General features: G+C 45.2%; 10 protein-coding genes. 1 reads left to right on the top strand and 9 read right to left on the bottom strand.

Annotated features, from left to right (window positions below):
• Window positions 1-34: 34 nt before the first annotated feature.
• Window positions 35-874: an alpha/beta fold hydrolase gene (locus MTR82_RS03720; protein WP_246807788.1), complete on the bottom strand. Its 840-nt coding sequence runs from the start codon at window positions 872-874 to the stop codon at window positions 35-37.
• Between the two features lie 248 nt (window positions 875-1,122).
• Window positions 1,123-1,665 carry a dihydrofolate reductase family protein gene (locus tag MTR82_RS03715; protein ID WP_246807786.1) on the bottom strand — a complete coding sequence of 181 codons (543 nt, stop codon included), beginning with the start codon at window positions 1,663-1,665 and terminating at the stop codon, window positions 1,123-1,125.
• A 217-nt stretch (window positions 1,666-1,882) separates the two neighbouring features.
• Here MTR82_RS03715 and MTR82_RS03710 point away from each other — a divergent pair, with 217 nt between their 5' ends.
• On the top strand, window positions 1,883-3,094 hold the full coding sequence (locus MTR82_RS03710) for an RtcB family protein (protein WP_246807784.1): 1,212 nt from the start codon (window positions 1,883-1,885) through the stop codon (window positions 3,092-3,094).
• Between the two features lie 159 nt (window positions 3,095-3,253).
• On the opposite strand, the gene MTR82_RS03705 is transcribed toward MTR82_RS03710, so the two are convergent.
• The 7 genes from MTR82_RS03705 to MTR82_RS03675 all read right to left on the bottom strand — a co-directional run bounded on the left by MTR82_RS03705 (window position 3,254) and on the right by MTR82_RS03675 (window position 13,281).
• Window positions 3,254-3,871: a hypothetical protein gene (locus tag MTR82_RS03705; protein ID WP_246807782.1), complete on the bottom strand. Its 618-nt coding sequence runs from the start codon at window positions 3,869-3,871 to the stop codon at window positions 3,254-3,256.
• A 98-nt stretch (window positions 3,872-3,969) separates the two neighbouring features.
• Window positions 3,970-4,938, bottom strand: a complete 969-nt coding sequence (locus tag MTR82_RS03700; RefSeq protein ID WP_246807780.1) for an alpha/beta hydrolase — start codon at window positions 4,936-4,938, stop codon at window positions 3,970-3,972.
• A 116-nt stretch (window positions 4,939-5,054) separates the two neighbouring features.
• Window positions 5,055-6,293 (bottom strand): sensor histidine kinase, encoded by a 1,239-nt coding sequence (locus tag MTR82_RS03695; RefSeq protein WP_246807779.1) that lies wholly within the window; start codon window positions 6,291-6,293, stop codon window positions 5,055-5,057.
• On the bottom strand, window positions 6,290-6,979 hold the full coding sequence (locus MTR82_RS03690) for a response regulator transcription factor (protein ID WP_246807778.1): 690 nt from the start codon (window positions 6,977-6,979) through the stop codon (window positions 6,290-6,292). Before MTR82_RS03690 ends, MTR82_RS03695 begins: the two co-directional genes overlap by 4 nt.
• 223 nt (window positions 6,980-7,202) lie before the next feature.
• Entirely contained in the window at window positions 7,203-9,791 is a 2,589-nt protein-coding gene (locus MTR82_RS03685) for a polynucleotide kinase-phosphatase (protein WP_246807777.1), read from the bottom strand.
• Window positions 9,788-11,140 carry a 3' terminal RNA ribose 2'-O-methyltransferase Hen1 gene (locus MTR82_RS03680; protein WP_235197573.1) on the bottom strand — a complete coding sequence of 451 codons (1,353 nt, stop codon included), beginning with the start codon at window positions 11,138-11,140 and terminating at the stop codon, window positions 9,788-9,790. The genes MTR82_RS03685 and MTR82_RS03680 overlap by 4 nt, the downstream gene beginning before the upstream one ends.
• Before the next feature lie 206 nt (window positions 11,141-11,346).
• A complete protein-coding gene (locus MTR82_RS03675; protein ID WP_246807776.1) occupies window positions 11,347-13,281 on the bottom strand; it encodes a fructose-1,6-bisphosphatase in 1,935 nt (644 codons plus the stop codon).
• Window positions 13,282-13,422 lie beyond the last annotated feature (141 nt).

Raw genomic sequence — 13,422 nt, 5'->3', positions numbered from 1 at the left:
CGAAGAACAGGCCCACTCGTAGCCAACTAATGATTTAGTTATTATTCAAAAAGTCAAGAAGCGCTCGATTGAATTCTTCCGCATGTGTGGCGTTGAACCCGTGCGGCGCGCCTTCCACAACTACAAGCTGGCTATTTGCGATGCGTTCATGCGCTTTTTGTCCGCTTACTTCGAGCGGCACGATGGCATCGGAATCCCCGTGAAGAATTAAGGTCGGTACATCAAATTTCTCGAGATCTTGCCGGAAGTCGGTTTTGCTGAACGCAGCGATGCAGTCCAGTGTACCTTTCGGTGAAGCAAAAGCGGCGATGTCGCGGTTGTAGATCCGGAATTCTTCGCTGACTAAATCGCTTTTTTCTCCTGCAGTAAAGAAGTTCTTTGAAAAGTCATTAAGGAAAGCGAGCCGGTCGGCCTTGACTCCGTCCTCCAAGCCTTTAATCGCTTCATCGTCAAAGCCGCCGTCCGGGTTTTCATCTGTTTTATAAAGATACGGCGGCACTGCCCCTGCCAATACGGCGCCTGAAATGCGTCCCGTTCCATATGTGCCAATATAGCGCGCCACTTCCCCGCCGCCCATCGAAAATCCAACCAAGGTTGCATCTTCGAGGTCCAAATGCTCCAAAACTTCATTCAAGTCGGCTGCAAATGTATCATAGTCATAGCCGCTCCAAGGCTGCGAAGATTGCCCGAACCCGCGCCGATCGTATGTAATAACCCGGTAGCCTGCTTCCACTAATGCCGGCACTTGCTTCTCCCACGATCTACCGCTAAGCGGCCAGCCATGAATCAGGACGACTGGTTTTCCTGAACCTACATCTTCCACATGAAGTTCAATTGGCGCACCGTTTTCTGTTCCTACTGTCACCTTGCTCATTTGCCATTCCTCCAATTCATGAAATACTTTCAGCGTGTATCTCCTATCCCCTGTTTTGAAGTCGTCTAATCCTTTTTATCTGCCCCTCGAAAATTTTATTAATGGATGCCTTTTTCAGGGTGTTGCGTCAAAGGCGTAGAAATTCAGAAGAAATATTTATAGAATATGAAAAGTTTCTTTCAATTGAAACCAGTAGAATAGAGAGCGAATATTCACTACTGGCTTTCAACTCTTGCGTTAGAGGGGTCTCACCGAAGCACTTTATACCAAATCTCCACTTGCTCGCGGGTTTCGATGGCCCGGATTTTTTCTAATTGGATTTCCAGTTCTTCCAGCTCCTCGAATAGACGGAGCCCTTTCCCAAGAAGAATCGGGGCAATCGCCATCTGCAGCTCTTCCACGAGCCCGGCTCTTAATGCTTGCCGGAAAACATCCGCTCCGAGAATCAGCACGTCTTTTTCTCCCGCCGCTTCTTTTGCCTGCTGGACTGCGCTTTCAATGCCTTCAGTGATAAACTTGATGGTCAACCGGTCATTTTCTTTCGGATGTACGGCCGGAGGATGATGGGTCACCACAAATAGCGGCACTTGAAACTCGTAATCCACTGCATAGGAATCGGCGTCTGCCAAGTCAAACGTGCGGCGGCCGAGTATGACGGCACCCGTCCGTGCCATCATGTTATTGATCTCCTCGTTCGGCTCAAAACTTGCATACAGCTTGCCCATCTCCCCGTCTCGGTCGTTCACAAACCCATCGAGCGACATGATCATTCCAAAACAGACTTTTGCCATCTTCTTCCCTCCTTTTCTCTTTTAAATTTCCTGCCATCCACATAGCAGCCGTGATTTTTGTCTTGCTGTTACATTCATTGTGAATCAGGAATTATCCTCCTAGTTCCTCTTGTCAAATAAATTCCGCGAGAATTTTCTTTCTTTTCTTTTTTATTCCGTTACAATAGAGATTTTATAAAGCAGATTATGATGAATCACTTAAATGGAGTTGAGGGCGATGAAAGTTATTAAAGGCAAGTACAGCGATGCAAAAGTTTTCACAAATAATATTGATGAAGTCACGGTTGCTCAAATAGAAGGATTTTTAAACGAAGAACTTACGCATGAAGCAAATGTACGCATTATGCCAGATTGCCATGCAGGAAAAGGCGCGGTTATCGGCACTACCATGAAAGTGACTGACCGTGTCGTTCCTAATTTGGTGGGCGTGGACATTGGGTGTGGAATGCTGTGTGTGGAAGTTAAAAAGACCGATGTGGATTTTGCGAAACTGGATGCAGCGGTGCAGACGCTTGTCCCTTCCGGCCAATCGATTCGCCAAACCGCTCATGAATATATCCGCCACATCGACCTTGATCAAGTACTGGCGAATTTTTCAAAAGAAACAGCCGCTCTTTCGCTCGGTACGCTTGGCGGAGGCAATCATTTCATTGAAATGAACCAAACAGAAGATGGCCGGCTGTTTATGGTCATCCATAGCGGCAGCCGTCATTTAGGTGTACGCGTTGCGAATTACCACCAGAAAAAAGCCATTGAAAGCCTGACAAGCGATAAAGAAGGATTAAATGAAATGATTGCCCAGCTAAAAGCTGAAGGGCGCGAGCGGGAAATTCAAGCCGCGATGAAATCTTATAAATCAGCGAAGCCGGCCATTCCGAATGATCTTGCTTATCTACAGGGTTCCCTGATGGAAGATTACTTCAACGATTTAAAAATTGCGCAGAATTACGCAAAATGGAACCGGGCAGCGATGATGCAGGTGTTGTTGGAAGCGATGAATTTTGAAGAAGCTGGGCGCATCGACACCGTCCATAATTACATTGACCTGGACCATATGATTTTGCGAAAAGGCGCCATTTCCGCAAGAAAAGATGAGCTTGTGCTGATTCCCATAAATATGCGCGACGGCTCCCTACTGGCAAAAGGCAAAGGCAACGACGACTGGAACCAATCCGGCCCGCACGGTGCAGGACGCATCCTATCCCGCACTAAAGCGAAAGCCCTTCTGAACTTAGACGATTTCACGGATACGATGAAAGATGTCTATACGACGAGTGTGAACCAGGACACTATCGATGAGTCGCCATTTGCTTATAAACCGATGGATGAAATTATCCAAAACACGAAAGAAACCATTGAAATCCAGTCCATTCTAAAACCGCTCTATAATTTTAAGGCTGCGGAATTCCAAGGCTGGCGACGAAAATGAAAAAAGAACGGCTGAAAGGAGGGATCCTTTTAGCCGTTCTTTTTTATTTTCTATGAGGTCCTTTATTTCAGTAAACCTATAATGATACAGATTCATTGAAACTCCCAGTACAGATGTCTCCTTCAAATCTCCAAAACAAAAAGCCGCCAAAGGCAGCTTTTATTTTTTATTGAGTTTATTCAATTCGTCTTCAAGCCCGTTCAAGTCCGTAAATTCGATGACGCTGATCTTTCCGGGCTGCAGCAAACTCGCTTTTCCTCGGTAATTGAAGACGGAAGATTGTTTGTGCGGATTTGTGTAAGTCACTTCGAAAGTGAAATTATACGATTTGGTTCTTTTCATATTCTGTTTGATTTTGATATTGGACACTTTCAAATTGAAATCGCCTGGATACATGCTTGCCATGAACGCATCTCCTGTATAAGTGAACACGTCATAGCCTTTTTCAGTGAAATAAGGTGCATAGGTTTTTTCCGTATAAGCCAATAAATTCAAGTTGGTTGGTGATTTCAGATATTCCTGGTACTGCTCTTCCGTCAACTCTTTCGAGAGTTCTTTCATCGCTGCATTCCAAAGTTCGCGGTACTTTTTGTCCGGTCCGTTGAATTCTTTTTCGATGACCGTTTGAATGGCTGTCCGGTTATCGAGCTTCACTTCCGCCGCTTGCACGTTTTCTGTAAACCCTTTCGGCAAGCCTCCCAACATCAATAGGCATGCCGCCACCAGCAGCATCACGTTTCTTGCTTTTTTCAAAAACCCCTTTTTCTTTCTCTCCATCTTTCTTCCTCCTCATTCACTCTTTTCTTTCAAAAGAGCTGTTACCCGAATAGACGGATGACTTGGAAAAAAGAATCGTTTTTTTAAAACTTTTTATTTTATTTCAAGAAACGGTCGAGGAATGCGAAAACGGCATCCAGGTTGTCGTCAGATTGGAACGGTTCGCCGCCATGGACGGCATCTTCAAACAGGCTGAACTCCACTTTGTCTTCCCCTAAGGTCTTCGTCAGTTCTTCTGCAAAATCAATGGATTGCTGGACGGGCACGTTCGGATCGGCTGAACCGTGCTGAATCAGGAAAGCCGGATCGTTTTCCGTAATGTACGTTTCAGGATTTGCTTTTTCAGCCGCTTCCGCTTTATCGGCAAGGCTGCCGCCTAAAAATTTGCTTTCAGGTGAATCGGCGGCGCTGCGATCGCCGATTTTCGGTGCAATTCCCGAACCTTCAAACTGTTCATCAATTTTAAGGAAGTCGATCTGCCCGTACCAATCAACCACTGCCTGCACATCTGAAGAATAGCTGGCATTTGCCATGTTCTTGCTTTCCAATGCATTATCGTCCCCGCTAGTTCCTGCGAGCGCTGCTAAATGACCGCCGGCACTGCTGCCCCATGCGGCGATTTTATCAGGATCCAAATTGTATTCTTCAGCATTCGCTTTTAAATAACGGATGGCTGCTTTTACGTCGCTGATGGCTGCGGGAAACAAGGACTCGCCTGACAGGCGGTAATTGACTGCTGCCACCGCATACCCGCGATTCACACCTTCTAACATGGGTTCAATGCCTTTTCCGGTTTTATCCCCTTGCATAAAGCCGCCGCCGTGAATGGCTACGATCACCGGGAACGGACCTTCCCCTTCATTTGGCAAATAAAGATCGAGCTTCTGCGTTCCCCATGGGCCGCCGTAGGCTAAATCTAAATGTTTATTTTCAATGTAAGAGGCATCAAGAGATTCGGTTGAGGTTTCAGCGGCATCCGCAGCAACGTCGTCCACCAGATCCGGCGAACATCCGGCAAGAAGCGCTGCGAGAGAAAGGGACAATAAGGCTGTGGCTGATATTTTCACGAATAAAACACTCCTTTTGTTTTGTCAGTTCTTCTATGAACCGAGCATAACAAAACAATGTGGCACAAAAATGGCAGAAAAACGATACAAAACGCACGTTTTTCTGCCGATTGCTTTTATGCTCTTTTTAACGTGATCGTAAAAGTGGTGCCGGAACCGGGCTTGCTGTCCACTTTGATTTTTTCGCCCAGCTGTTCCATGATTTCTTGTGCGATGGCAAGGCCAAGGCCGCTGCCGACACTTGTATGGGACAAATCTTCTTTATTGAAGCGCCCAAAAATTTGCGGAAGGATCTCTTTTGAGATGCCAGGCCCGTTATCCGATACGATAATCTCCGCTTTTCTCCCGGTTGTTTTCGCATCGATGGTCACTTGGCCATGGGCCGGCGTGAATTTGAACGCATTGTCCAATAGAATCATCAGCACCTGGACAATCCGATCTTTATTGGAATATACAGCGGGCAGGTTTTGGGCTGCTTCGGTAATGCGGAACCGCAGTTCCATATCGTCTGCCAATATTTCAAAAGGTTCGGCAGCTTCCTGGAGCACTTCGTTGGCATCTACCACCGATTTTGTGAAAGCCGCCCGCTTATGCTGGAGCCTCGAAAGTTCCAGTAAATCCGCGATGAGCTTTTCGAGGCGCGCGCTTTCCCTCAAAATGATGCTGTAGTACTGATCCACTTTCTGCGGGTCCGTCACGACATGATCGGCTAACGTTTCCGTCAGCGCTTTGATGGAAGCAAGCGGCGTTTTCAGCTCGTGGCTGATGTTCGCTACATAGTCTTTGCGCATTTGCTCCAATTCATTTTTCTGCCGGATGAACGTCCAAAGGAAGGCCAGGATGATGATTGTCCCTACTGCCAAGGTCACGAAGAAAACCAAATAGAACCCGTTAAGGGCCGCCTGGTAGGCACGGGCTTCCTTCAACAGATAAATGCCTCCGGTTACTTCACCGCCTTCGGCAAGCGGCTGCCCAATGATGATCGCTTGTGAAGAAAAGCCCGGTACTTCCCGAATCTCCGCTTCCGTTTTTCCGCTGATGACTTTTGGCAAATGTGAAATGAGTTTGTCGTTCACTTGTTCGTCTTCAGCTGCCGGCGGAACCGATCCATCCTTGTAAACATCGATTTCCTTGCCGTAAACGTCATAGGCTTTGATAAGAAAATCATCGGTCCTGCTGATTTTTTCGCCTTTTACTACTTCTTCCCCGACCAGGGAAAGCGACGGCTGAAGTTCTTCAAATTTGGATTCGATGAAATAATGCTTGATCGCGAAAGCACCAAGCAATTGGCCCGCGATGAAAATGGCTAAGATGACAAAGGCAATCCACAGGTTACTGGAAAACAATCGCTTCATAGATTCGCCTCGAATTTATAGCCGACGCCGTAAATCGATTTAATGGAAAAGTTTGGGGAAGCGGCCGCAACTTTTTGGCGGATGCGCTTGATCATCGTATCGACGGTGCGGGTATCGCCCAAGTAATCATAGCCCCATACTTTATACAGCAGCTCTTCCCGGTTCACGACCGTCCCGGCATTTCGGAGCAGAAACGCCAATAACTCTGTTTCTTTGGCGGTCAATTCTACAAGCTTCCCATTCACGCGCACCTCGTAGCCTTCCACATCGATTGAAAGATTGCCGCCCGTTAAACGCTGCGAACTTTCTTTTTTCGGCTGCACCCGCTTTAGGATGGTTTTGATGCGCACCACCACTTCCCGAGGCGAAAAAGGTTTGGTGATGTAATCATCAGCCCCGATTTCCAGCCCAATAATCCGGTCGATTTCCTCACTTCGCGCACTCAGCATCAGAATCGGAATGTCGCTCGTCTTACGGATTTCCTTGCATACCTCCGTACCGAAAATTCCCGGCATCATAATGTCCAGCACCACTAAGTCAAACGGATTTTCCGCTAAGAGCTGAAGTGCCTGTTCCCCGTCATATGCAGAAACACTGTCCATTCCTTCGGCCTGCAGATAAGCATTGAGGCTCTCATGGACAGCAATATTATCATCACAAATCAACACCATTATGCGTGGATCCATCACCATACATCCTCCATTCGTCAAAATTGCTTTCACTGAATTTTATCCAAAGCCTTTATCTTCTATGTTTCCATACAATCAACTATAAATCAATCTTGTCACTTTTTTGCTTTTTTTAGAGTGTATGAAAAAAAGGAACCTCGAGATGAAGTTCCTTTCGACTTATAGATAATAAATTGATTTGATGAACTTGAAACGTTTTCTACTTCTTTAAGCCATTTTGTTATAATCTCGGGTCTACAGGATCAGATTCTAAAGCAAGTGCCCCTAATACACATTCGTGGACCCGTTCAATCGTTTCCCCGTTTACATAGCGACTGATTCCCTCTATCCCCAAAGTAAATTCTTTTAAGGCTAGTTTCTGCTTTTTGCCAGTGTTTCGGTTTTTCAATCTTATTAAATTAGCCGGTTCTAAATAATCCATGCCGTAAATGATTTTCAAATAGCGGCTGCCCCTTACCTTAATAGCCGGCTGCAACAGCTTCCCTTTCTGCCTGGTTATATAGAACTCCGGTTTGATAATAATGCCTTCATGGCCGTCTTCCGTTATTTCTTTCCACCAGTCAATCACTTCCGCTTCACTGGCTTCATCGGAAATCATTTTGTATTCCGTCTCCACAAACAAATTAGAATGGCTGGCCAAATGCCGGTTCATTTCCATATGCCAAGTATGCGGCTTGTCGAAGAATGTCCGGTTACTGTGGGCAAGGATATGGAAAGGCGCAATTTGAATGGCCTCTACTGAATCGACATCCCAGCAATATTTTTGAAAAACGTCATTGAAATCTTGCGCATTTCCAAGTTTTTGTTCGTACTCCTCCAACCAATGCTGCAGTTCTGTGTTGCTTTTCGCAGCTGCAGCCAGCTTGTCTCTCAAAAACGTCCGGTCTAATAAGGCGTTCTCTGCTACATGCGCGTACTGGCTGCTGATTAATTCTTTGGCTTTTAAATTCCACGGCATGATTTCGGCATCCAATAGAACAAACTCAGTTTCTTTCTCTTCAAAATAGTTCATCCGCTTTAAATCCTCGTTAATCTGTCTCAACAATTGCGCTTCCGTTTCGCGGTCGAAAAAGCGCTTTCCGGTTCTCGTATGGATTGTCCCTAAAGAACGGATACCGGTATGCTTTTCGGAAGCTTCCTCGTCTTTGAATAAAAACAGAATAGCGCGGCTGCCCATATGTTTCTTTTCTGCAATCATGGTATGGATTCCATTTGCTCTGAAATACTCGATTGCTTCTTTTGGATGCTCCAAATAGTTTTCCATCGCAGAAGGATTTGGTGTTGGACTCATTGTTGGCGGAATGTAAACCAATTGCTCGATCGGAACCGTAAAATGCGAAACTGTATCAATTGCCGGTTTCACCAGTTCTGGCGGAATCCGCACTTCCCCCAACTCTTCCGTCAAAACTGAATAACCTTTCAGGAATTTGGCAATATCGGGAGGATTCAATCGATTCTTTTCCCATTCTATAAGCGGATTATCAGGATGTCCGGAGTAATCCCGCTTTGCCTCGACTGCTGCAAATTCCCTTTCTGGGTATCGATATGCCGTTAATTGACCACCGAAAACAACTCCTTGGTCGATATTGATCGTCTGATTGACCAAAAGCGGCTTCGGTTTCGGGTCATGCCCCCAGACAACCAATACACTTTTGTGATGGCCGATTGTCCAGTCTTTCCGGACTGGCCGCCTATTTTCTCGGGATCCGTCGGAATCTCCATAACGGCAGAAGTCACTGATGGTTTGGGATTGTTTGCCGATAAATTCATCTTTTATGCCTGCATGTGTGACGATTACCACCGGTACGCCGTTTTTCTGAAAGACGTAATGGGAGGGAGCATTTAAAAGAAAGTCTTTTAATTGCTGTTTTATTTCCTGAAGCTTTTCAATTCCCACTTTTTGTTCGTATACACGGAATTCTTCTTCCACTTTTTCATCCCCATGGCTCAATACGACCTGACGCCCATCCAGCCACCGGGCAATCTTCCAGCCATGATTGCTGTCAACCATCAGCGCAAGTCCTTTTTGGACATGCTGATAAAAGAACATCATTGTCTTAAGCGACTCAGGCCCTCGACTCATTACATCACCGACGGAAACGAACCGGCGGCCTTCGGGGTGTATGTAAAACCCTTCTGAATTTTCTTCATACCCAAGTTTGGTTAACAGCTCTATTAGCTCCTCGTAGCATCCGTGAATATCGCCAATCACATCGATGCCTTTATCGATATCCAGTTCAATCGGGTTTGTTCTCCGGAAGAATTCAACTTCTTCTTCCTTCAGTGTATGAACGGCTGTAAAGCCTTCTTTTTTAATAAAACGCTTTTCATTTCTGAAGATCTGGTACTGCTGCTTAATCCGACGCTTTCCTCGCGGGTTGTCGCGTACTTCATCGCGGGCAGTTAGAATGCGTTCATTTACATCAAAGACGATTGCTTGAATGGGCACATGATTTTCTTTCGCTAGTTCAATGTATCTTTTACGGTCCTCAGAACGAAGGTGCGTTGCATCGACAAAAACCAGTTTATTTAAGCGGCATCTCGCTTTAATCACGTTGTCCATCAAGGTAAATGCCTCTTTTGACAGCTCCTGATATTCATCCATCAAACCATTCGCTTCATCTTGCGGCCGGTTTTTCCAGTCAATGAATTCCAGATCGCCAACCCTCATACGGAAGTCATCAGAACTGACCACTTCAGATGGCAGAACAGCCTTTTCCTCAATTTGTCTTTTTAGGAACGTAGATTTTCCACTGTTGGACGGACCAATCAGCAAAACGATTCCTGCATGCGGCAAGCCAATTCTCATCCTGCATTCACCTTCCTTCTAAATAGGCACATTTGCGTCGGCGCTCCCTGCTCCGGGTGTTCTTCGCCAATTCCTGTAAATTCAAGTTCATAGATTCCTTTCGTATTGCGTTCAGCACACCAGCTGCGAAATTCCGCCCGTGTCCATTCAAACCGATGGTCATCATGGCGGAAATGCTCGGCCATATCATAGATTTCATTGTATTCACGGTTAGGAGTCGTGACAATCAAGGATTTCGGGCTGTATAAATGAAGAAGTGTATCAAATACTTTCGGAAGCCGCATTTCATCAATATGCTCAATCACTTCGCATAGAATCATCAAATCTTTATCTTTTAAACGTTCATCGTAATAGAACAAAGAACCCCATAAGGTTTCCGGCTCAACGAAAGCTTCTTGGCCTTTCGCTTTTTCAAAACGTTTTTTCGCTTTGATAATTTCAACTTCAGAGGGCTCAACTGCAAGAACTTCTCTGACCCCGCTGACAAACCCTAATTTGACAGCCAGTTTCCCTTCGCCTGAACCAAAGTCCACGACCGTTTTGGGATGCAGCGTTTCTGCAGTTTCTGCAATTTTTTCATACCGCAATTCATTTAACCGTGATTTTTTCACAGGTTCCGCTTTCGGAGCTTCTGCAGTGGTATTTTCAACGAGACTGTATACTTCCTTAAAGCGCAGGGCTCGGCGGTATATCACTTCTCTCAGGGGGTGCTTTTCCAGCCATCCTTCGCCGTACCTCTCCAGCTTTTCAATCTCCTTCTCGTCAATGAAATAATGTTTGTAGTCGTCGATTACTGGAATCAGGACAAATAAATGACGCAAGGAATTTTGTAAAGTTTGGATTCCCGCCAAAGAAATCATGCGTACTTGGCTGCTTTCTTTTAAACGAAAGGAATAGTGAAGCTCCGGTTGGGTAATTTCCACTCCATAGCCCAGCGGTTCGAACAATTCTCTTAGTTGGCGGTCTGAAAGCGTTGAATTTACTGGCCCGAGTTCGAGCGTAAAGGCGAAGGGATGCTCCACCCATTCCATCTGTTCTTCTTTAGGCTGGCCATTTAAAGCAGTCCCCAACGCAGAACGGATTAAGGATAAAAAGATGCTGCTCGCTGCAAATTCCCGGTCGTTTATATAATGGGTGATGTCATACGAATTTGTTTTATTTTGAATCAGTCCAATCGGGTCCGGCGTGACAAAAATTGTTGCCTCCAGTTCATCTTCTGTGAACTTGCTATAGAAAAAGCGCACTAAGTGGCCTTTTTGATTTCTTTCATATAGATTGTTTGGATTTTTAGACAACAGATGAGAAATCGACTTCACATTTTCACCCGTTGCACGAATCGTCAATTGCATAATAAATCCCCCATCTCTCACTTCATATAAGATAAAACCAATATATCATATTAGCTGGAAATGATTTTATCGATGTCCATTTAATTCCACTAATTTTTTTACTTTTTAAACATGCTCTCATTATTTCAATTATATAAAACGAAAAAAGCCAGAAAAAAACCAATTTGAGGTTTCCTCCTGACTTCATTCGTTGGCTGCACTGTAAATCAGTCCATATACCGATGTTCTCTTAAACTGTTCAAGCTTTCAATTTGCTGGAGCAATCCTTCACCGATATTCGTTTCGCGGACCACTTTCCGTTCAAGTTCTTCATCCACGAGACGCTTTACTGATAAGACATCTGTCTCTTTCGATAACACTTCTTCTTTCGAGTTGAACAATTGATGGGCGACGAGCTGCATGCCGTAAGAATTATACAGCAGCGTGTAGCCGGCAATCCCTGTTGTTGACTGGTAGGCTTTTGAGAATCCCCCGTCGATGACAAGCATCTTGCCGTTCGCTTTGACCGGATCTTCTCCGTCCCGCTCTTTGACCGGGGTATGCCCATTGATGATGCGGCCCTGGTCTGGATTCAAATCAAATTCCTCAAGCATGCGGCGGCATACATTTTCGTCTTCGCGCAGGTAATAGTACGGGTTTTTCCGTTCTTTATGCGTTTCTTTTTCCTTGATGAAATAGCGTTCGAACGTTGTCATTTCGCGTTTTCCAAAAAGCGAGGAGTTTTCGCCTGTCCACAGATACCAAATCATGTCCGTCGCAAAGTCATCCGTTTCTTCCGGATGGGCAAATGCATGGCGCATATAGCGTTCAAATACGTCCAATAGCTCGCGTCCGGCATAGGTCTTGCCTTCGATTTCCATCGCTTTCATGCTGCCATCTTCATCCAATGGAATACATCCGTGAATCAGCAAATTGCCGTTGTATTTCAAATACAGGCTGCCTTTTTTCATGAGGAATTTCATATGGCGCGCCAATTTCTCCGACTGCTGGATTGAAAACAGCAATTTGTCGATCACCTGCTGCTCTTCTTCCAATAATTCATCCGGTTTTTCCGGATTGATGGTCGCAAAACATGTATTTTCAAGGGGATAAGTTTTTCCATGGATCGTCGCTTCGTTTTTCTCATAATCCACTTTTTCTAATAGAAGACGGTCTTCCATGTGAAAGCACGGGCGGCGCTTGATGATCGGCGCTTCCAATTTAAACTGGATGATTGAAATCGCTTGATGGATTTTGGTAATCTGCAGCTGTTCCTGTTCGGTCAAGTTCTCACCGGAGATGCGCTTCGGACGGAATACCGGATTGTCCTCGTAATACTTCTCCGCCAGATTCAAAAGCGGCCGTAAATTGATGCCGTAGACATCTTCGATAATATCGAGGTTGTTGTAGCGCGCGCAGATGCGGATGATGTTCGCCAAGCAGACTTTCGATCCGGCAAAAGCACCGATCCATAATGCATCATGATTCCCCCACTGGATATCGACGGAATGGTAGTCGATGAGCGTATCCATAATCTTATGCGGATCCGGGCCCCGGTCATAAATGTCGCCTACGACATGAAGATGATCCACTACCAGCCGCTGTGTCGTGTAGGCAAGGCCGATAATCAATTTATCGGCTTGGCCTAGGGAGATGATGCGTTCTAAAATTTTGTCATAATAATCTTTTTTATTTTTAAATTCATCGGTTTTATATAATAATTCTTCAATAATATAAACAAATTGCTTCGGCAAGGCTTTACGGATTTTGGAACGGGTATACTTCGAGGAGGCATAGGAAATAAGTTTCAGCATCCGTTCGATGACTTCAATGTACCAGTCCTGCAATTCCTGTTTGCTGCTGAAGCCGCTCTTGATCAATTGCAGCTTCTCTTCCGGATAATAGACCAAAGTCGCAAACTCATTCAGCTCTTTTTCCTGCATTTCGTTTTTGAAAAGGTCGCGGATTTTCACTTTCACGTTGCCGGAACCATTGCGCAATACGTGCTGGAATGCCTGGTATTCGCCGTGCAAGTCGCTGACGAAATGTTCCGTTCCTTTTGGCAAATCAAGTATAGCTTCAAGATTGATGATTTCGGTGACGACTTTTTCTTCCGTGTCGTATTTTTGCGCCAGCAAATCCAAATACTTTAAATTTAACATCAGGACTCCCCCTTCAATTTTCGTTCTGGTAAAGCTTAGCCGATCAGCAGAAATTCTTTCTGTACCTCTATTTTAGCAGATATGGAACTATCTTTAGTATAAGTGATTGGTTAAATGGAAAGTATTGTTTTTATTGTGTGT

It is taken from the genome of Planococcus ruber, from assembly GCF_022819085.1.
GTDB lineage: Bacteria > Bacillota > Bacilli > Bacillales_A > Planococcaceae > Planococcus > Planococcus ruber.
The sequence above is the reverse complement of the archived record's forward strand: the minus strand, read 5'-3'. Positions and strand labels throughout refer to the sequence as shown.

Excerpts from the sequence above, each read along its gene's own strand:
- MTR82_RS03720 (WP_246807788.1), bottom strand. The coding sequence starts at position 874 with ATGAGCAAGGTGACAGTAGGAACAGAAAACGGTGCGCCAATTGAACTT.
- MTR82_RS03715 (WP_246807786.1), bottom strand. The coding sequence starts at position 1,665 with ATGGCAAAAGTCTGTTTTGGAATGATCATGTCGCTCGATGGGTTTGTG.
- MTR82_RS03710 (WP_246807784.1), top strand. The coding sequence starts at position 1,883 with ATGAAAGTTATTAAAGGCAAGTACAGCGATGCAAAAGTTTTCACAAAT.
- MTR82_RS03705 (WP_246807782.1), bottom strand. The coding sequence starts at position 3,871 with ATGGAGAGAAAGAAAAAGGGGTTTTTGAAAAAAGCAAGAAACGTGATG.
- MTR82_RS03695 (WP_246807779.1), bottom strand. The coding sequence starts at position 6,293 with ATGAAGCGATTGTTTTCCAGTAACCTGTGGATTGCCTTTGTCATCTTA.
- MTR82_RS03690 (WP_246807778.1), bottom strand. The coding sequence starts at position 6,979 with ATGGATCCACGCATAATGGTGTTGATTTGTGATGATAATATTGCTGTC.
- MTR82_RS03685 (WP_246807777.1), bottom strand. The coding sequence starts at position 9,791 with ATGAGAATTGGCTTGCCGCATGCAGGAATCGTTTTGCTGATTGGTCCG.
- MTR82_RS03680 (WP_235197573.1), bottom strand. The coding sequence starts at position 11,140 with ATGCAATTGACGATTCGTGCAACGGGTGAAAATGTGAAGTCGATTTCT.
- MTR82_RS03675 (WP_246807776.1), bottom strand. The coding sequence starts at position 13,281 with ATGTTAAATTTAAAGTATTTGGATTTGCTGGCGCAAAAATACGACACG.